We start from the raw sequence: 18,801 nt of genomic DNA, 5'->3' as shown, positions 1-18,801 counted from the left end.
AGGTCGGTCAGTCGAGCAACTCACCCGTGGCCATGTCGATCGCGGGCTGCGCCGCCGGCTGCTCCTCGGGGTGCAGGGCCCGGACGACGGCCAGGGCCACCTTCGGGCCGACCCCCTGGACGGCGGCGATGGTCTCGGCGTCGGCGGCCTTCAGCTTCTTCACGGAACCGAACGCGGCCAGCAGGGCCTTCTTGCGGGCTGGGCCCAGGCCGGGGACCTCGTCGAGGACGCTGGCCGTCATCTGGGTGCTGCGCCGCTGCCGGTGGTGCGTGATCGCGAACCGGTGCGCCTCGTCGCGCACCCGCTGCAGGAGGTACAGCCCCTCGGAGGTGCGGGGCAGGATGACCGGCTGGTCGTCGTCCGGCAGCCAGACCTCCTCGAGGCGTTTCGCCAGCCCGCACAGGGCCACGTCGACGATGCCCAGCTCGGCCATCGCGGCGGCCGCGGCCGCGACCTGGGGCGCACCGCCGTCCACCACGACCAGCTGGGGCGCGTAGGCGAACTTGCGGGGCCGGCCGGTCTCGGGGTCGATCGCGGCCGGGACGCCGGGCTCCTCCGACTCGGCCTCGGGGGTCAGATCGACCGGGGCGTCGGCATTCTCGGACAGGTAGCGCCGGAACCGGCGGGTGATGACCTCGCGCATGGCGGCGACGTCGTCCGAGCCGTCCTGGCCCTTGATCGTGAACCGGCGGTACTCGCTCTTGCGGGCCAGGCCGTCCTCGAAGACCACCATGCTGGCCACGATGTTGGTGCCCTGGACGTGGGAGACGTCGTAGCACTCGATCCGCAGCGGGGCCTCGGGCAGGTCGAGGGCCTCCTGGATCTCCTGCAGCGCCTTGCTTCTCGTCGTCAGGTCGCCCGCGCGCTTGACCTTGTGCAGGGCCAAGGCCTGCGTGGCGTTGCGGGCCACCGTCTCCATCAACGCGCGCTTGTCGCCGCGCTGCGGGACGCGGACCTGGACCTTCGACCCGCGCAGGCCGCCCAGCCACTGCTCGACCTCGTGGGCGAACGGGGGCTCGGTCGGGACCAGGACCTCACGCGGGACGGCGTCGGCGGTGGTGTCGCCGTAGACCTGCTGCAGGAGGTGCTCGACCAGGCCGGCGGTGTCGACCTCTTCGACCTTCTCGACGACCCAGCCGCGCTGGCCGCGCACCCGCCCGCCCCGGACGTGGAACACCTGGACCGCGGCCTCCAGGTCGTCCTCGGCGAGGGCGAAGACGTCGGCGTCGGTGTCGTCGGGCAGGACGACGGCGTTCTTCTCCATCGCCCGGGTCAGGGCCTGGATGTCGTCGCGCAGCCGCGCCGCCCGTTCGAACTCGAGATCGTTACTGGCGTGCCGCATCTCGCGTTCGAGGCGCTTCACGTAGCGCTGCGTGGAGCCGCCCATGAAGTCGCAGAACTCCTCGGCCAGGGCGCGGTGGTCCTCTTCCGAGATCTTGCCGACGCACGGGGCCGAGCACTTGTCGATGTAGCCGAGCAGGCACGGCCGCCCGATCTGCCCGGCCCGCTTGAACACGCCCGCGCTGCAGGTGCGGACCGGGAAGACGCGCAGCAGCAGGTCGACGGTCTCGCGGATCGCCCAGGCGTGCGCGTACGGCCCGAAGTACCGGGTGCCCTTGCGTTTGGCCCCGCGCATCACCTGGACCCGCGGGAACTCCTCGCCCATCGTGACTGCGAGGTAGGGGTACGACTTGTCGTCGCGGTACTTCACGTTGAACCGCGGGTCGAACTCCTTGATCCAGGCGTACTCCAGCTGGAGCGCCTCGACCTCGGTGGAGACCGTCGTCCACTCGACGCTGCCCGCGGTGAAGACCATCGTCTGCGTGCGCGGGTGCAGGTTGGCCGGGTCGGCGAAGTAGGAGTTGAGGCGCTGCCGCAGGCTGATCGCCTTGCCGACGTAGATCACCCGGCCCGACGGGTCCCGGAACTTGTAGACGCCGGGCTGCTCCGGGATGGAACCGGTGGCCGGGCGGTAGGTCGCGGGATCGGGCACGTACTCACTCTAGGTCGGGCGGGCGACAGTCGCCGTCAGCGCTGACGTGGGGGCCGGCGGATCCTGCACCACAGGGCGCACGGCTGGGCCGACCGCGGCCCCACCCCTGGACAGGCCGGGCGTTCGCCGCGATGGACGGCTCGCGGCGCGTCCAACCGCCAGCCGTTGCGGAAGAGCCGGCAGTCGCAGAACGCGCCGGCGCCGTCGAGCCGCCGCTCCAGGCCCGTGGCGTGCCGGGCCCGGGTCTGGCGCCAGTGTCCGGTGAACCGTCGGGTGTGGTCGCAGCCGAACTCGTTGACCATCCGGAACACGTAGCAGGCCAGGCACTCGGGCCGCGGGCTGCCGAGCAGCTCATGACTGAGTTGCCGGAGGTAGTCCTCGGCGCCGTATGCGGTCACGACGCGTTCCAGGCCTTCCGCGTGCTCGTCCATGACGTTCCCTGCCTCCGTGCTGCCCCCTCGACACCCACCGTAGGAGGGACCACCGACAGTCCGGACGCGACCTTGATCAATGAATGGATGACTGAATGATCTGGCCCTGATGACTGCACGTCCGATTCAGCGATCAATACATTGATCTTGGTCCGGCGCGTGAGGTGAGCGGGCACGCCGATGGAGACAGGCGTGGTGGCAGCGCTCGCTCTACAAATCAGCGCCGTGCCTGCCATCACGGCTGCCATCACTTGCGAGGACCTGTTGCCCCGGTCGGGTTCCGCGGAACCCGACCGGCAATCATGGGGCGCATGACGTTCGACGCCGACGATGTCGTCGCTGCCCTGTCCGACGCCGGCGTACGGGTCGACCGCCCGTTGACCGAGGCCGACGTGAAGCGGATCGAGAAGAAGTACGGCTTCACGTTCGGCGAGTTCCACCGCGCGTTGCTGCGCACGGGGCTGCCGGTCGGGGACGCCTGGATCAACTGGCGCCACGCGACGCCGGCCATGGTGAGGCAGCGTCTCGACGCCCCCGTCGAGGGCGTCGTCTTCGACGTGCACAACAACGGGTTCTGGCCCGCGTCGTGGGGGCCACGCCCCCGGGATCCGAAGGCTGCCGAGACGGTCGCTCGGGAGTACCTGGCCGACGTACAGGTGCTGATCCCGCTCTACGGGCACCGGTACGTCCCGGCCTCGCCCTTCACAGGTTCTGAGCCCGTCCTGTCAGTGCATCAGACGGACGTCATCCACTACGGCGGTGACCTGCTCGACTACATCAGTCGCGAGTTCGGTCGAAACGAGCAGCCGCCCACTGCTGACCATGCACATATCCCGTTCTGGTCGGACCTCGCCCTGGGGGCCGAGAACGAGGACCTCTGACGGTTCCGCAGAACCGCCGAAGACTCGGCAACCACGCGGGACCCTGCCCGACAGGACGGCTTCGTCACGCATTGCCGAGTCTTCGGAAGGACTCGCTGATCAGGCGCGCGCCGCGACCTTACGGGTCGTCGTCTTGCGCGCGGTCGTGGTCTTGGCGGCGGCCGCCTTGGCCGGTGCCTGGGCCGCGACCTTCTTGGCAGCCGTCTTCGCCGCCGTCTTACCTGCTGTCCTCCGGACCGGCTTCGACGGCTTCAGGACCTCGGCGAGGAACCTCCCGGTGTGGCTCTCCGGCACGGCCGCGACGTCCTCTGGGGTGCCTTCGGCCACCAGGGTGCCGCCGCCGCTGCCGCCCTCGGGACCGAGGTCGACCACCCAGTCCGAGCTCTTGATCACGTCGAGGTTGTGCTCGATCACGATGACCGTGTTGCCCTTGTCGACCAGGCCCTGCAGGACGCCGAGCAGCTTCCGGATGTCCTCGAAGTGCAACCCGGTCGTGGGCTCGTCGAGCACGTAGACCGTCCGGCCGTTCGACCGCTTCTGCAGTTCCCCGGCCAGCTTCACGCGCTGCGCCTCACCGCCCGACAGCGTCGGAGCGGACTGCCCGAGCCGGACGTAGCCCAGCCCGACGTCGACCAGCGTCCTCAGGTGCCGGGAGATCGCCGGGACCGCCTCGAAGAACTCCGCGGCCTCCTCGATCGGCATGTCCAGCACGTCGGCGACGGTCTTGCCCTTGAAGTGGACCTCCAGCGTCTCCCGGTTGTACCGGGCGCCGTGGCACACCTCGCAGGGGACGTACACGTCGGGCAGGAAGTTCATCTCGATCTTGATCGTCCCGTCGCCGGAGCACGCCTCGCAGCGGCCGCCCTTGACGTTGAACGAGAACCGGCCCGGCTGGTACCCGCGGACCTTGGCCTCGGTGGTCTGCGCGAACAGCTTCCGGACGTGGTCCCACACCCCCGTGTAGGTGGCGGGGTTCGACCTCGGCGTGCGGCCGATCGGGCTCTGGTCGACGTGCACCACCTTGTCGAGCTGGTCGAGCCCCTTGACGGTCCGGTGCCGGCCGGCGACCTGCCGGGCGCCGTTCAACTTGTTGGCCAGGGTCGTGTAGAGGATGTCGTTGACAAGCGTCGACTTGCCCGACCCGGACACCCCGGTGACGGCCACCATGCAGCCCAGCGGGAACGCGACGTCGATGCCCTTGAGGTTGTGCTCGCGGGCGCCGACGACGGTCAGCTGTCGCTTCGGGTCGCGCGGGCGCCGCACGGCCGGCATCTCGATGGACCGCCGCCCGGACAGGTACATGCCCGTCAGCGAGTCGGCGTGCGAGAGGAGGTCGGCGACCGGCCCCGAGTGCACGACCTGACCGCCGTGCTCCCCCGCGCCCGGCCCGATGTCGACGGCCCAGTCGGCCACCTTGATCGTGTCCTCGTCGTGCTCGACGACGATCAGGGTGTTCCCGAGATCCCGCAGCCGGGTGAGGGTTTCGATCAGCCGCCGGTTGTCACGCTGGTGCAGCCCGATGGAGGGCTCGTCGAGCACGTACAGGACACCGACCAGGCCCGACCCGATCTGGGTGGCCAGCCGGATGCGCTGCGCCTCGCCGCCGGACAGTGTGCCCGCGCCCCGGTCGAGCGAGAGGTAGTCGAGCCCGACGTCCAGCAGGAAGCCCAGTCGGGCCTGGATCTCCTTGAGGACCTGAGCGGCGATCTGCCGCTCCCGCGCGCCCAGTTCCAGCGCGTTCAGGAACGCCGCCGACTCGTCGATCGACATCCGGCACACCTCGGCGATCGACGCACCGCCGACCTTGACCGCGAGCACCTCGGGCTTGAGCCGGGCGCCCTGGCACGCGGGGCACGGGATCTCCCGCATGTAGCCCTCGTAGCGCTCGCGGCTCCACTCCGACTCGGTCTCCGAGTGACGGCGCTGGATGAACGGGATGACCCCCTCGAAACCCGTCGTGTACGAGCGTTCCCGGCCGAAGCGGTTCTTGAACTTGACGTGGACCTTGTAGTTCTGGCCCTCGAGCAGCGCGTTCTTGGCCCGCGCGGGCAGCGCCCGCCACGGCGTGTCGACGGTGAAGCCCAGGTCCTGGCCGAGGGCCTTCATCAGGCGCAGGAAGTACTCGGCCGACCCCTGCGTCCACGGCTGGATGGCGCCCTCGGCGAGAGTCAGCTCCTCGTCGGGGACGATCAGCTCGGGGTCGACCTCGAGCTTCGTGCCGATGCCGGTGCACTCGGGGCAGGCGCCGAACGGCGCGTTGAACGAGAAGGTCCGCGGCTCGACCTCGTCGAGGGCGATCGGGTGCTCGTTGGGGCACGACATCTTCTCGCTGAACCGACGCTCCCGCTCGGGCGACCCCTCGGGCTCGTCGACGAACTCGGCGACGACCAGCCCGTTGGCCAGGCCGAGCGCGGTCTCCACGGAGTCGGTCAGCCGCTGCTTCGACGACGCCTTGGCGCTGAGCCGGTCGACCACCACGTCGATGGTGTGCTTGAGCTTCTTCTCCAGCGTCGGCGGCTCGGCCAGCGACACCACCACGCCGTCCACGCGGGCCCGCGCGAAACCCTTCTGCTGCAGGTCGCGGAACAGGTCGGCGTACTCACCCTTGCGGGCCCGGACGACGGGGGCCAGCACCTGGAACCGGGTGCCCTCCGGCAGCTCCAGCAACCGGTCGACGATCTGCTGCGGCGTCTGCCGCTGGATCGCCTCGCCGCAGACCGGGCAGTGCGGGGTACCGGCCCGCGCCCAGAGCAGGCGCAGGTAGTCGTAGACCTCGGTGATCGTGCCGACCGTCGAGCGCGGGTTGCGCGAGGTCGACTTCTGGTCGATCGACACCGCCGGCGACAGGCCCTCGATGAAGTCGACGTCGGGCTTGTCCATCTGGCCGAGGAACTGCCGCGCGTACGCCGACAGCGACTCCACGTACCGCCGCTGCCCCTCCGCGAAGATCGTGTCGAACGCCAGCGACGACTTGCCCGACCCGGACAGGCCGGTGAAGACGATCAGCGCGTCACGCGGCAGGTCGAGCGACACGTCCTTCAGGTTGTGCTCTCGGGCCCCGCGCACGACAAGACGGTCGTTGAGCCGGTTCGGCTCGGTCAGCTCGGTCACTCCGGTAATGGTAGGTGCCCCCTCCGACAATCTCTGATTCGCGACCGTCCCTGGCCCCTGTCGTCCCGCGAGTCACCAACGCCCCGCCCGCGCCCACGCTTCCCGTCGATGGCAGGGTGGCCCTGTGACTTACACCGGTGACGTGACCCCCGGCGGTCCGGCGGACGTCCGCGTCCTGCCCGACGTGGTGATCTACAAGGCGAGTGTTTCCGAGATGGACAACAACTGCTACCTGATCACGTGTCGGGAGAGCGGCGAGCAACTGCTCATCGATGCTGCGGACGACGCCCCGCGCCTCCTCGCGCTGGTCGCCGAGTCCACCGCGACAGGAGGCGACGGTCTCGCAGCCGTGGCGACCACGCATCAGCACTGGGACCACGTCCGCGCGCTGGCCGACGTCGTCGCGAAGACCGGCGCCACCACGCTGGCCGGCGCGGACGACGCCGACGCCCTGCCCGTCCCCGTCGATCGCCGGCTCGCCCACGGCGACACGGTGACCTTCGGCGAGACCGCGCTCACCGCCGTCCACCTGCGCGGCCACACCCCCGGCTCGATCGCCTACGTGCTGAGGAGCACCGACGGTTCGGTGCACGCCTTCACCGGGGACAGCCTGTTCCCGGGTGGGGTCGGCAACACGCAGGGGGACGCCGCCCGCTTCACGTCGCTGATCGACGACGTCGAGGCCCGCCTCTTCGGCGTGTACCCCGACGGGACGTGGGTGTACCCGGGGCACGGCCGGGACACGACGCTCGGCGCGGAGCGCCCGCACCTCGCCGAATGGCGCTCGCGCGGCTGGTAGACGACGCCCGGCCCGCGACGGGATCAGGCCGCAGGCGCCAGCGTCCAGAACTGGCCGGACACGTCCTGGCAGGCGTCCATGAACACCGAGCCGGTGTGCACGGTCGACTTCGCGTCGTTTTACACAGGAAATGGCAAGATTCGGGTTTCCCGGAACAGTTCGAGGGGTAGAGCGGGTCAGCGGGTGAGATAGCCCGCTACCCGGGCGCTCTCACCGGTTCCGACGCTGTCGGCCACGCCGGCCCGGACCAGTCGCACCTGTTCGGCGGGGTCCGCGGCGTGCAGGGTGAGCTGCTGCTGGGCGATCGGCGCGGGCAGGGTGCGGAACAGTTCGGGCCAGTCGAGCGCGCCCGAGGCGAGCCGGGTCAGCGCGATCCGCAGCTGGTCGGCGGGGCCGCCGGTCACCGGGCCCATGGCCTGGGTGAGGACGGCGAAGGCCTGCGGGTCGAGGGTCAGCACGTAGTCGGGGGCCGGCACGGCCCGGTGCACGGCCCGCCAGCTCGCACCGCGGGGGTGCACCGACTGCACCTGGAGGGCGCCGCGCTCGGCCCGGACCACCCCGTAGGCGCCGACCCGGTCACCGGTCCCCCGCTCGAGCAGGACGACCCAGGTCCGCGGGCCGGAGGCGCCGAACAGGGCGGGCAGCACGCTGAGGGTCGGGCTCGTGGAGCGCAGGGCGGCCCGAGTCAGGTCGAGGGACGCGCGGGCGTCGGCGACGGTCGCGGCCACCGGAACCAGCAGCCCGGACGTCGGGAGCGCGGCCAGGTCGCGCGAGGCCGCGTCGAGCGCGGCGGTCAGGCCGGGCAGGGCCGCGACGACCGCGCTCAGGGCAGCCGTGTCGACCTGCGAGGTGCTCGGGACGGGCTCTCCGGTGGCGGTCCTCGTGGCCAGAGCGGTGAGTTGGGGCAGAGCCTCGGCGACCGGACGGGCGGCGCGGGTGACGGCGGCCAGGTCGGTGGCGACCCGCTGCTGGGCGGCCGCGTCGTCACCCACTCCGGGCAGCCGCTCGGCCAGCGACCACAGCGGCCCGGACGTGCGGTCGGCAGCCCGCTGGGCGTCGTCCCCGAACGCCGCGAGCGCCGTTCCGGCGGCGGGCCACTCGTACCGGACCAGCCGGGTGGTGACGTCCGCGTGGGACGCGCGGGCGCCGTCCAGGTCGTTGCTCACCTGCCGGGCCCGATAGACACCCGCGCCCCCGACGACCAGGCCGAGCAGGACGGCGGCCACCAGCCACCGACGGGCCCGGGCCGTGCCGCGGGCCGCGTGCCGGAAGACCTGCGAGCGCCGCGAGCGGCGTACGGAATCCCGCGCCGGCCGGGCACTGTCGGGCCCGATGATCACTTCGAGGTGATCGACGGCCGGACGTTCCACGGTGTCGACGAACGGATCGGCCCACTGCGGCGACCCGGCCACGGGCGAGCGCAGGGCTCGGCGGTCCCGCAGCGGGGCGGCGGTGCGCAGCGCGTCGCGGTCGCGCAGGAGGAGCCCTTCTCGTGGGGCCGGGACCCTCATGCCCGCCGTCCGCGGGCTCGTTCTCGGATCGGTCGGTCGTCGCGGCTCGGTCCGGGTTCCCACGAGCCCAGTCTGTCACAGAGTGATCACGCGTTCACTGATCGTCAGCGTGTCCCTCAGGACCAGTGCGGGCCGGCCCCGATCAACGTCCGGGACAGTGCGCGCGCCACGTCGGCGGCCGTGTGCTCGATGCGGCGCAGGACCCGTTCGTGCTCGCGCGGGTCGGACTCGACCATGGGCGGCAGGTCGTCCTCGCCGGCGTCGACCGGGCGGACGGCCGCCCGCAGGCCGGCGGCCTGGCGCACCAGCCGGCGCGGCTCGTCGGCCGGTTCGGGCAGGGCGCTGACCAGGCGGGCGAACTCGACGGCGGTGAAGGCGACCGGCCGCACGGCGGGCCGTAGCTCGACCGCCCGGCGGCGCTCGTCGCGCCCTACGGCAAGCACGAGATCGGCCTGCGCGAGACGCCTTTCGGAGAGCCGGTGGGCCCGGTGCAGCTCCAGTTGCTCAGCGTCCTCCACCATCCCGAGCTCGAGCAGCCCACGCGCCGTCTCGAGTTCGATGCAGGTGCCGGGGGAGGCGATCGTGCCCGCACTGGAGACCACGGTCTCGTTCTCGCTGCGGGCCAGGGTCAGGTGACGGCGCAGCACGTGCTGCAGGCTGGGACCGCGGGCCGCGTCGAAGGCCGAGACCACCACGATCCGGAACGGGCCCTCGACATCCTCGGCCGCATGGTCGGCATGGGGCGTTGCGTCGGTCAGGTCGACAGTCATCACTGCTAGTTCCCTCACAGACACGATCGGTAGTTGTCCCACCGTAGCCCGGGTCGACCGTCGAGCGCTGGCTTAGCGTGAAATAGCGGTCACTCAGGGTGCTCGCCGTCGCTCGCGTCGCTGCGGCCCCGCCAGAGCATCGACTCCACCAGGCGCTCCAGCCGCTCTCCCGCGGCCGGGCCGTGCAGCCGGGCGCGGGCGAACTCCTCGGCCGTCGCGGCCATGGCTGCGCGGGACGCGTCGTCCGCCAGATCGGCCAGGGCGTCGGCGAGCGCGGCGGGGGCGTCCGGGGCGACCACGCGGACGGCGGTCCCGGCGCGGGCGGCCTCGGCGGCCGCCTTCCCGTCGGCGTGCAGGGCGGCGACCACGGGCCGCCCGGCCGCCAACCCGGCCAGCAGGCGACCCAGCGCGGCCGGGTCCGGGCGGTCCGGCGGTTCGGTGACGACCAGGACGTCGGCCGCCGCCAGCAGGTACGGGTAGGTCGCGCTGTCGGGCGGGGTCACGAAGCCGACCCCGGACAGGCCCTCGGCGGCGGCCCGCAGCCCCTCGTGCCGGCGTCCCTCGCCGACCAGCACCAGTCGGGGCCGGCCGCCGCGGTGCGCCAGCAGCCGCGCGGCGCGCAGCAGCGTGCCGGCGGCCGGCTCCGACATCAGCGGACCGGTGCGGACCGCGAGCAGGTCGGCGGCCGGCCAGCCCAGGCGGTGCCGGGCCGCCGAACGCTCCAGCGGCGTCGAGGCGCGCGGGTTGGCGACCACGTGGATGCGGTCGGCGTCCACCCCGTGCGCACGGACGCCGGCCCGCAGGAAGGCGTGCTCCACCGCCACCTCGTCGGCCTCGCGCAGGGCGATCCCTTCGGCCCGGTTCAGCACCGCCCGCACCGCACCACCGCTGCGCGGGTCGGCGGACAGCACGTCCTGGACGACGATCAGCAGCCGGGCGTCGAAGTGCCGGGCGAGGCGGGCGGCGGCGACCGCCGCGCCGACCGTGGGGGTCACCCCCACGACGACGTCCGGGGCGTCCAGAACCGGCGACCGCCCGACCCGGCGCACGAAGGTGAACTCGTAGCGGGCCAGTGCGGCACCGTCGAAGCGGCGCGGCACGGCCAGCCGGTGCCGGACGACCGTGACGTCGCCGTCCTCGCCGACGACCCGGCGACCGCCGGGCGCCTCCCCCAGCGCCGGGTCCCCGGGACGGGCGGCGGTGAGCACCGTGACCCGCTCCGCCACCTGGGCCAGTCGGCGCGCGGCGGCCACCTGGTACGGCGCGGCCGCGACGTCCCGCGACGAACGACGGGTGGCCGGGTACGTCGGGGCGACGAGCAGGATCCGGGCCCCGCCGAGCGGCCGGCCGAGCGGGCGCCGGGGTCGCGGGAGGCGCGAGAGGTCCGGCGCGACAGGGGTTCCGGTGACCTCGAGTCGCTCGACCCGGACGTCGTCCGCCGGCTCCAGGCCCTGGTCCGCCTGCGGCTCGGGAGTCACCGTGACCTCTGCGCGAGGGTGGCCGAGACCGTCGCTTCGAGTGCGTCGGCGGCGGCCTGCGGGTCGAGCCGCACCGCCGCGTACTCGCGCGCCGCGGCCGCGAGCTGATCGCGGGTGTGACCGCTGTCGGCGAGCATCTCCAGCGCCTCCGCCACCTGCTCCGGGCCGCCGGCGCCCACCCACACGCAGCAACCGTCGACCTCGGCGAGGTCGACGGGCGCGGGACCGTCACCGACCCCCGCGACGATCGGGCGCCCGGCCAGGAGCGCGGCGGCCACCCGGCCGGGCAGCGACGCGTCGGTGCGACCGGCCCCGGGCGGGTGCAGCAGGACGAGGTCGGCGGCCCGCAGTGCGTCGAGGTAGCGGTCGGAGGCGACCTCGTGCACGGCGTCGGAACCCACGTCCCCCCGGTCACGGACCCGGCGCAGGCTCCCCCCACTACCGGTCAGCACCAGACGCACCCCCTCGCCCCGCTTCTCCAGCAGCGCCGAGGCCGTCAGCACCGTGGACACGCTGCCGAGGTCGGCCCCGACTGGGCAGGCGACGACCAGACCCTTTGTGGGCCAACCCAGTTCGGCTCGCAGAGCGGCTTGGCCGGGGTCGCCGGCTCGCGCGGCGGGGTCGCTCCAGTAGGGGATGCGGTCGATCCGGTCGGCCGCCACCCCGTGCAGGACGAGCTGTTCGGCGACGGCGTGCCCGGTCACCGCCCACCGGTCGGCCCGGGCGGCGAGGGCGTCGTCCAGCCGGGCCGCGAGGCGTTCACCCACCCCGCCGCCGGGACGGGGCGGGATGTCGCTGCCCTGGCCGACCACGAGGAGGGGGGCGGCGTGCTTCTCGGCCACCGCCGCGGCTGCGGCGGCGCCGGGGCCCGGGGTCACGGCGATCACCAGGTCGGGACGCGCGCCGGGCGGCGGTGCGGACGGCGGGGGCGCGCCGTCGGCCGCGGGACGCGGGGCGGGCGGCACCGCCAGAAGTTCCTCGACCTCGCAGTCCTGGGCTCGCAGCAGGGCGACCAGGGCCGAGCTGAAACCCGGGAAGCCCGTGACGTGCGGGCTGGCGTCGGCGCCGACCAGGACCACCCGCAGTCCCGCGAGGACCCCCCGATGACCGGCGCGGGACGGTTGTCCCGTGGTGCTGCTGGCCACCGAAACCCTCCCGCCCTGCTGATCGTCCGACGCGACCGACAGTAGGCAGGTGTTCCGAGCCGGTGGTGAGCGCAGGTGGGAACCGGCCCAGGCGGGCCCCCGGAGCGTGATCCCGGGCGACGGCTCGAGGGCCGGGACGATGCCTACCCATCCGGTCGCGCACCGCGCATCCGGGACAGACCGCGACTGCGGTGCGTGACGCCGCCGCGCGATGGTGGCCACGCCGATCACGAGCCGTGGGTACTCGGCCCGTTCACGCCGATGATCTGTGACCTACCTCACATCGTGAGTCTCGGGCGCGTCCCTCCGGTGACCGGTCGGAACACCCGCCCCGCACGCCCCACCAGGCCCAACCGCCTCAGGCGCCGGCGACGCGCATGCCCCGCAGTTCCTTCTTGAGCTCCTGGATCTCGTCGCGCAGGCGGGCCGCGAGCTCGAACTGCAGCTCGGTCGCGGCCCCGTGCATCTGGTCGGTCAGCTGCTGGATGAGGTCGGCGAGATCCGTGGCCGGAAGGTTCGCCGCGGAGGCCGGCAGGCCGCCGCCCGCACTGCTCATCCCCGGCACCGGGGCCTTCCCCCGGCTGCGCTGCCGACCCCCGCCACCGATGAGTTCGGCCGTGTCCTCGTCCTCGCGGGCCAGCAGGTCGGTGATGTCGCGGATCTTCTTGCGCAGTGGGGTCGGGTCGATGCCGTTGGCCGTGTTGTAGGCGACCTGCTTCTCGCGCCGCCGGTTGGTCTCGTCGATGGCCGTCTCCATGGACGGGGTGATCTTGTCGGCGTACATGTGCACCTCGCCGCTGACGTTGCGGGCGGCCCGGCCGATGGTCTGGATCAGCGAGGTCGCCGAGCGCAGGAAGCCCTCCTTGTCGGCGTCGAGGATGCTCACCAGCGACACCTCGGGCAGGTCGAGGCCTTCCCGCAGGAGGTTGATGCCGACCAGCACGTCGTAGTCGCCCTTGCGCAGCTCGCGCAGCAGCTCGACCCGGCGCAGAGTGTCGACCTCCGAGTGCAGGTACCGGACCTGGACGCCCTGCTCGAGCAGGTAGTCCGTCAGGTCCTCGGCCATCTTCTTCGTCAGCGTCGTGACCAGGACCCGCTCGTTCTTGGCCGTGCGTTCGCGGATCTCGCCGATCAGGTCGTCGATCTGGCCGCGGGTCGGCTTCACCACGACCTTCGGGTCGATCAAGCCGGTCGGGCGGATGATCTGCTCGACGACGCCGTTGCTGCGGCCCAGCTCGTAGTCGCCCGGCGTCGCGGACAGGTAGACGGTCTGGCCGATGCGGTCCGTGAACTCCTCCCAGCGCAGCGGCCGGTTGTCCATCGCGCTCGGCAGCCGGAACCCGTGCTCGACCAGCGTGCGCTTGCGGGACATGTCGCCCTCGTACATGCCGCCGATCTGCGGCACCGTGGCGTGCGACTCGTCGAGGACGAGCAGGAAGTCGTCGGGGAAGTAGTCGAGCAGGCAGTTCGGCGCCGAGCCGGGCGCCCGCCCGTCCATGTGCCGCGAGTAGTTCTCGATGCCCGAGCACGACCCGACCTGCCGCATCATCTCGACGTCGTAGGTCGTCCTCATCCGCAGCCGCTGGGCCTCGAGCAGCTTGCCCTGCTGCTCCAGCTCGTGCAGCCGGTCGGCCAGCTCGAGCTCGATGCCCGTGATCGCCTTCTCCATCCGCTCCGGGCCGACCGCGTAGTGCGTGGCCGGGAAGATGTACATCTCCTCCTCCTCGCGCACCACCTCGCCGGTGAGCGGGTGCAGCGTGAAGATGCGGTCGATCTCGTCGCCGAAGAACTCGACCCGGATGGCCAGCTCCTCGTACACCGGGATGATCTCCACGGTGTCGCCGCGCACCCGGAAGGTGCCCCGGGTGAAGGCCAGGTCGTTGCGCGTGTACTGGATCTGCACGAACCGCCGCAGCAGGTCGTCCCGGTCCATCGAGTCGCCGACCTTCAGCTTGACCATGCGGTCGACGTACTCCTGCGGGGTGCCCAGGCCGTAGATGCACGACACCGTCGAGACCACCACGACGTCGCGCCGGGTCAGCAGCGAGTTGGTGGCCGAGTGCCGCAGCCGCTCGACCTCCTCGTTGATCGAGGAGTCCTTCTCGATGTAGGTGTCCGTCTGCGGGACGTAGGCCTCGGGCTGGTAGTAGTCGTAGTACGAGACGAAGTACTCGACCGCGTTGTGGGGCAGCAGCTCGCGGAACTCGTTGGCCAGCTGCGCCGCCAGCGTCTTGTTGTGGGCCATCACCAGCGTCGGGCGCTGCAGCTTCTCGATCAGCCAGGCCGTCGTCGCCGACTTACCGGTACCCGTGGCGCCCAGCAGGACGACATCCCGCTCGCCGGCCGTGACCCGCTTCGCCAGCTCCTCGATCGCGGCGGGCTGGTCGCCGCTCGGCTGGTACTCCGACTCCACCCGGAACGGAGCGACCGTGCGCTTGAGATCGGTAACTGGACGCATGACACCAAACTAAGCGCGCCCACCGACAGAATGCTTCCCGTGGCCTTCAGCGGCCGATTCTCGCGAGAACGACCGCAACGACCCGTTCGACGCTCAGGCCGTCGGTGTCCACCCGCAGGTAGTCGTACTCGTCAGCGTGCGCCGCCAGGGTCCGGTCCTCGGGCACGGCGTCATCCGCCGCGTGCCGCGCCGCCCGGCTGGTGGGCTTGGCGCGACGAGTCCGCCGCCGGTCGCGTTCCGATCGCGAGGCGCACAGCTGCACGACGATCAGCTCCGGTTGCCCGCCGAGCAGCGCGAGGAAGTCGCGCAGCTGTGGGTGGGTGTCCACGAAGCTCGCCGCCAGGACGGTCCCGTACCCGGCCTGCCAGAAGTTGCGGGTCAGGTCCGCGACGTTGCGTCGGTGCAGGGCCCGGAAGGCCTCGTCATAGGTCCAGGGATTCACCTGTCCCACGTCCTCGGCGTCGATCTGCGCCGAGCCGGGCAGGGCCCTCAGCAGAGCCCTGACCACGGTCGACTTGCCGACGCCCTCCTGGCCGGTGATCACCACGAGGCGGTTCCGCGGAACCGCTCCCCCGATCACTGCGCGGTGTCGCGCAGCGGTTCGACCCGGTCCCGCCAGCAGGCGTCGACCTGCGCGACCGTCTCCTCACGGGTGCCGGAGTTGTCGATCCAGACGTCGGCGACCGCGCGGCGCTGCTCGTCGGTGGCCTGGGCGTCGATGCGGGCCTGCGCGTCCTCGACGCTCATCCCCCGGTCCTCGACGAGCCGGCGCAGCCGTTCCTCGACGGGCGCGTGGACGACGACCACCAGCTGGTAGGCCGGGGCCAGACCGCCCTCGACCAGCAGGGGGACGTCATGGACCCACACCGCGTCGGGGGGCAGATCGGCCAGCAGTTCGGCGGTGCGGGCCCCGATCAGCGGATGGATGATCCCGTTCAGTCTCGCCCGGGCCTCGTCGTCCCCGAAGACCACCCGCCCCAGGCCGGGACGGTCGAGCGACCCGTCGGGCAGCAGGATCGAGTCGCCGAACGCCTCGACCAGCGCGGCGAGCCCCGGGGTACCCGGTTCGACCACCTCCCGGGCGATCTTGTCCGCGTCGATCACGGTCGCCCCGAGCTCGGCGAACCGCTGCGCCACGGTCGACTTGCCCGCGCCGATGCCTCCGGTCAGTCCCACGCGCACCACGGCTGCGATCCTAGGGCGCGTGTCCACCGAACCGGTCCTGCTCACGGCCGCCGAGGCCGACGCCCGCGCCGGCGGGTTCGCCGTGAGCCTGGCCGCGCGCCGGGTGGGCCGGGGCGAGCGGGTGCTGCTCGCCGTCCCCACGTACGCGCCGGGCCCGGCGGCCGACCTGATCAGCGCCGTGCTGGGGGCGCTGCGGGCCGGCGTCGTGCCCGTGGTCCTGGACGCGGCGACGCCCGCGCGCGAGCTGGCCGAGATCGTCGCCGACTGCACCCCGGCGTGGACCCTCACCGACCCGGACGAGGTGGCGGACGCCGTCCGCGCACCCGGGGTGCCGCAACTCGGCCCGCCCCTGGGGCGGGCCATGCACTACACGTCCGGGACGACGGGCCGCCGCAAGGGCGTCGCCTCCGGGGTGCTCTCCCCCGAGGCCGGGGCGGCGTTGTGGCGCGAGGAGTCGGACCTGTGGGGCATGACCCCCGCCGACGTGCACCTGGTGATGTCACCGCTCTACCACTCGGCACCGCTGCGGTTCGCCCTCGCGACCCTGCTGGTCGGCGGAAAAGTGTTGTGCGCCGGGAAGTTCGACCTCGACTCGTTCGCGGCCGCGGCCGCGTTCCGGCCCACCACGACCTTCACGGCCCCCGCCCAGCTGGCCCGGCTGCGCGAGGCCGGCGTGGTGCCGAGCGGGTTCGACTGGATCGCCCACGCCGGCGCCCCCTGCCCCGAGCCGGTCAAGCGCTGGCTGATCGAGGCGATCGGGGCGGGGCGGGTCCGGGAGTTCTACGGTTCGACCGAGGGCCAGTTCACGGCCTGCACGGGTGAGGAGTGGCTCGAGCGCCCGGGCACCGTGGGTCGGGCCCGGCCCGGGCGGACGCTGCGCGTGGACGACGACGGCGTGATCTGGTGCGCGGTACCGCCTTTCGCGCGGTTCACGTACTGGGGCGCACCGGAGAAGACGGCCCGGGCCTGGCACGGGGACGAGTTCAGCGTGGGCGACGTCGGCCGCCTGGACGACGACGGCTACCTGTACCTCGTCGGCCGCCGGGAGGACCTGATCATCTCCGGCGGGGTGAATGTGTATCCGGCCGAGGTGGAGCGGGTGCTCGGCGAGCTGCCCGGCGTCCTGGAGGTCGCGGTGTTCGGGGTGGACGACGACCGCTGGGGTCAGCGGGTCGAGGCGGCGGTGCGCGGGTCGGTCACCGAGCAGGAGGTCCTGGACGCCTGCGCGGAACTCCTGCCACCGGCCCGGCGCCCCAAGCGCGTGCACGTCCTGGACGACCTGCCCCGGACGTCGACGGGGAAGATCCTCCGCAGAGAACTCAGTACGCGCCGTCCCGGGCCAGGACGGCCATGACCGTCCGGGTCATGATGACGAGATCGCCCAGCAGCGACCAGTTCTCGACGTAACGCAGGTCGAGCCGCACGGCGTCGTCCCAGGACAGGTTCGACCGCCCGGAGACCTGCCACAGCCCGGTCATCCCGGGCCGCACGCGCAGCCGCCGGCGCACGTCGTCCTCGTACAGCTCGACCTCCTGCGGCAGCGGCGGCCGCGGGCCGACCAGCGACATCCGCAGGGTGAGAACGTCGAGCAGCTGGGGCAGTTCGTCGAGCGAGAACCGGCGCAGCCACTTCCCGACGGGAGTGACCCGCGGATCGTCGACCATCTTGAACAGCGGCCCGGACGCGCCGTCGGCGGCCCGCTGAGCCTCGAGCTCGGCCCGGCGCTCCTCGGCGTCGGTGTACATCGAGCGGAACTTGGTCATCTTGAACCGGACCCCGCCGCGGCCGACCCGCTCCTGCCGGAACAGCACGGGCCCGGGCGACGAAGACTTGACCGCGACCGCGCAGACCAGCAGCACGAGGCTCAGGAGAAGAAGCAGGGTGGCGGCCACCACGACGTCGAACGTGGCCTTGACCAGCCCGCGCAGCCCGTCGAAGGCCTGCTCCTCGACGTGCACCACGGGCGAGGAGTCGATGGTCCGGATCTGCAGCCGGGGCGTGCCGACCCCGGTCAGGCGGGGCGCGACGAGCAGTTGCACGCCGCTGCCCTCCAACTCCCAGGTGACCCGGCGCAGCTGCTCGGGGCTCAGCTCCGAGAACGCGCTCACCAGCACGGTGTCGGCCCCGGCGCGCCGGACGGCCTCGACCAGGTCGTCGGGTGAACCGAGCACGGTCACGCCCTCCACCTCGGCACCGCGGGCCCCCTGACGCCGGACCTTGGTCAGGCAGGCGCCCGTGACGACCAGCCCGCAGCCGGGATCGCGGCGTACCGCGCGCACCAGTTCGGAGACCGACCGCTCCATGCCGACGACGATGGTCCGGTGCTGGAACCGGCCCCGGCGCCACAGCAGCCGCAGGCCGATCCGGCCCGCGACGTGCACGAGCAGGGAGATCGCCGCGGCCACGGGGACCCCGGTGAGTGCGAACTGCTTGAGCAGACCGGGGGCGCCGGGCAGGTCCGCCCCGGCGAGCGCCGCGGTGGAGGCGGCGGCCAGAGCGACGGCGGCCGAGACGAAGAGGCGGTGGAACTCGGCCGTGCCGTGTCCGCGGTGCCGCTGGTCGTAGACGCCGGCCCGGGCGGCCAGCAGCGGCCAGGCGGCCGCCGCGACCAGGATCATCAGCCAGGACTCGGCCGCCCCGGGCGGGTTCGGGGCCGCGATCAGCGTGACGATCCCGGCGACCCAGCCGGCCACCAGGTCGGCGCCGGCCAGGAGGACGCCGGTCCGGCGGGTCCGGCGGGCGCTGTCGACGGGGACCTGCTCGACCGGGCGCGAGTAGTCCGGGCCCGGGGTGCGGGCCTCCTCCCCCGGGCCGGACGCCACGCCGTCCGGGCTGGGCGAGGGCGCCGGAACCCCGGGCGCGCTGTCGGCCGAGGTGCGGAGAGTGTCTGCCACGTCGTCTACATCGGCGCGCCACACCCTCTTCTCCACCGGTGTGCCCCGCTTATGGGTGTGAAATCCGCGCGCAGAACGGCTCATTCACCCCCACAAGCGGGGCATAGGGCGACAAACGCGAAACCGGGGCCCCGCGGATGCACTT

The 18,801-nt window shown here is 72.6% G+C and carries 13 protein-coding genes and 1 pseudogene; 3 read left to right on the top strand and 11 right to left on the bottom strand.

The features are described 5' to 3' along the window. Nucleotides 1-7 precede the first annotated feature (7 nt). Together uvrC and ACIB24_RS18115 are read right to left on the bottom strand one after the other, a co-directional pair. The gene (gene uvrC / locus ACIB24_RS18120; RefSeq protein ID WP_398283227.1) at nucleotides 8-1,993 is read right to left on the bottom strand and encodes an excinuclease ABC subunit UvrC; all 1,986 of its coding nucleotides are present in this window, start codon (nucleotides 1,991-1,993) and stop codon (nucleotides 8-10) included. A gap of 35 nt (nucleotides 1,994-2,028) precedes the next feature. Continuing rightward, nucleotides 2,029-2,424 (bottom strand): DUF2695 domain-containing protein, encoded by a 396-nt coding sequence (locus ACIB24_RS18115; protein WP_398283225.1) that lies wholly within the window; start codon nucleotides 2,422-2,424, stop codon nucleotides 2,029-2,031. A gap of 311 nt (nucleotides 2,425-2,735) precedes the next feature. On the opposite strand from ACIB24_RS18115, the gene ACIB24_RS18110 reads away from it, so the two are divergent. Beyond that, the gene (locus ACIB24_RS18110; protein ID WP_398283223.1) at nucleotides 2,736-3,305 is read left to right on the top strand and encodes a hypothetical protein; all 570 of its coding nucleotides are present in this window, start codon (nucleotides 2,736-2,738) and stop codon (nucleotides 3,303-3,305) included. A gap of 99 nt (nucleotides 3,306-3,404) precedes the next feature. On the opposite strand, the gene uvrA is transcribed toward ACIB24_RS18110, so the two are convergent. Continuing rightward, on the bottom strand, nucleotides 3,405-6,416 hold the full coding sequence (gene uvrA, locus ACIB24_RS18105; protein ID WP_398283221.1) for an excinuclease ABC subunit UvrA: 3,012 nt from the start codon (nucleotides 6,414-6,416) through the stop codon (nucleotides 3,405-3,407). Nucleotides 6,417-6,540: 124 nt separating this feature from the next. On the opposite strand from uvrA, the gene ACIB24_RS18100 reads away from it, so the two are divergent. Continuing rightward, a complete protein-coding gene (locus ACIB24_RS18100) occupies nucleotides 6,541-7,215 on the top strand; it encodes an MBL fold metallo-hydrolase (protein ID WP_398283219.1) in 675 nt (224 codons plus the stop codon). Between the two features lie 176 nt (nucleotides 7,216-7,391). On the opposite strand, the gene ACIB24_RS18095 is transcribed toward ACIB24_RS18100, so the two are convergent. The 7 genes and pseudogenes from ACIB24_RS18095 to coaE all read right to left on the bottom strand — a co-directional run. Continuing rightward, complete coding sequence (locus ACIB24_RS18095) at nucleotides 7,392-8,726, bottom strand: hypothetical protein (protein ID WP_398283217.1); 1,335 nt, start codon at nucleotides 8,724-8,726, stop codon at nucleotides 7,392-7,394. A 116-nt stretch (nucleotides 8,727-8,842) separates the two neighbouring features. Further along, nucleotides 8,843-9,496: an arsenate reductase/protein-tyrosine-phosphatase family protein gene (locus tag ACIB24_RS18090; protein ID WP_398283215.1), complete on the bottom strand. Its 654-nt coding sequence runs from the start codon at nucleotides 9,494-9,496 to the stop codon at nucleotides 8,843-8,845. Between the two features lie 89 nt (nucleotides 9,497-9,585). Continuing rightward, the gene (locus tag ACIB24_RS18085; protein WP_398283213.1) at nucleotides 9,586-10,974 is read right to left on the bottom strand and encodes a glycosyltransferase; all 1,389 of its coding nucleotides are present in this window, start codon (nucleotides 10,972-10,974) and stop codon (nucleotides 9,586-9,588) included. After that, nucleotides 10,971-12,341 (bottom strand): glycosyltransferase, encoded by a 1,371-nt coding sequence (locus tag ACIB24_RS18080; RefSeq protein WP_398283618.1) that lies wholly within the window; start codon nucleotides 12,339-12,341, stop codon nucleotides 10,971-10,973. Before ACIB24_RS18080 ends, ACIB24_RS18085 begins: the two co-directional genes overlap by 4 nt. Before the next feature lie 136 nt (nucleotides 12,342-12,477). After that, nucleotides 12,478-14,577, bottom strand: coding sequence for an excinuclease ABC subunit UvrB (gene uvrB / locus ACIB24_RS18075; protein WP_398283211.1), 2,100 nt, complete (start codon nucleotides 14,575-14,577; stop codon nucleotides 12,478-12,480). Nucleotides 14,578-14,623: 46 nt separating this feature from the next. After that, nucleotides 14,624-15,124 (bottom strand): hypothetical protein, encoded by a 501-nt coding sequence (locus ACIB24_RS18070; RefSeq protein ID WP_398283209.1) that lies wholly within the window; start codon nucleotides 15,122-15,124, stop codon nucleotides 14,624-14,626. 50 nt (nucleotides 15,125-15,174) lie between these two features. After that, nucleotides 15,175-15,762, bottom strand: a pseudogene (gene coaE / locus ACIB24_RS18065) (dephospho-CoA kinase); the annotation flags it as partial. Nucleotides 15,763-15,781: 19 nt separating this feature from the next. Here coaE and ACIB24_RS18060 point away from each other — a divergent pair. Then, the gene (locus ACIB24_RS18060) at nucleotides 15,782-17,116 is read left to right on the top strand and encodes a class I adenylate-forming enzyme family protein (protein ID WP_398283207.1); all 1,335 of its coding nucleotides are present in this window, start codon (nucleotides 15,782-15,784) and stop codon (nucleotides 17,114-17,116) included. Here the strand turns inward: ACIB24_RS18060 and ACIB24_RS18055 are convergent. Beyond that, the gene (locus ACIB24_RS18055) at nucleotides 17,082-18,656 is read right to left on the bottom strand and encodes a sugar transferase (protein WP_398283205.1); all 1,575 of its coding nucleotides are present in this window, start codon (nucleotides 18,654-18,656) and stop codon (nucleotides 17,082-17,084) included. The genes ACIB24_RS18060 and ACIB24_RS18055 overlap by 35 nt on opposite strands. Between the last annotated feature and the right edge of the window lie 145 nt (nucleotides 18,657-18,801).

This window comes from Spongisporangium articulatum, assembly GCF_044465595.1.
Classification (GTDB): Bacteria; Actinomycetota; Actinomycetes; order Actinomycetales; family Kineosporiaceae; genus Spongisporangium; species Spongisporangium articulatum.
This window is presented reverse-complemented; position numbering and strand designations above follow the sequence as displayed.

Bases quoted from the DNA above. Each gene is read 5' to 3' on its own strand.
- ACIB24_RS18115 (WP_398283225.1), bottom strand. From the start codon at position 2,424: ATGGACGAGCACGCGGAAGGCCTGGAACGCGTCGTGACCGCATACGGC.
- ACIB24_RS18110 (WP_398283223.1), top strand. From the start codon at position 2,736: ATGACGTTCGACGCCGACGATGTCGTCGCTGCCCTGTCCGACGCCGGC.
- ACIB24_RS18095 (WP_398283217.1), bottom strand. From the start codon at position 8,726: ATGAGGGTCCCGGCCCCACGAGAAGGGCTCCTCCTGCGCGACCGCGAC.
- ACIB24_RS18090 (WP_398283215.1), bottom strand. From the start codon at position 9,496: ATGACTGTCGACCTGACCGACGCAACGCCCCATGCCGACCATGCGGCC.
- uvrB (WP_398283211.1), bottom strand. From the start codon at position 14,577: ATGCGTCCAGTTACCGATCTCAAGCGCACGGTCGCTCCGTTCCGGGTG.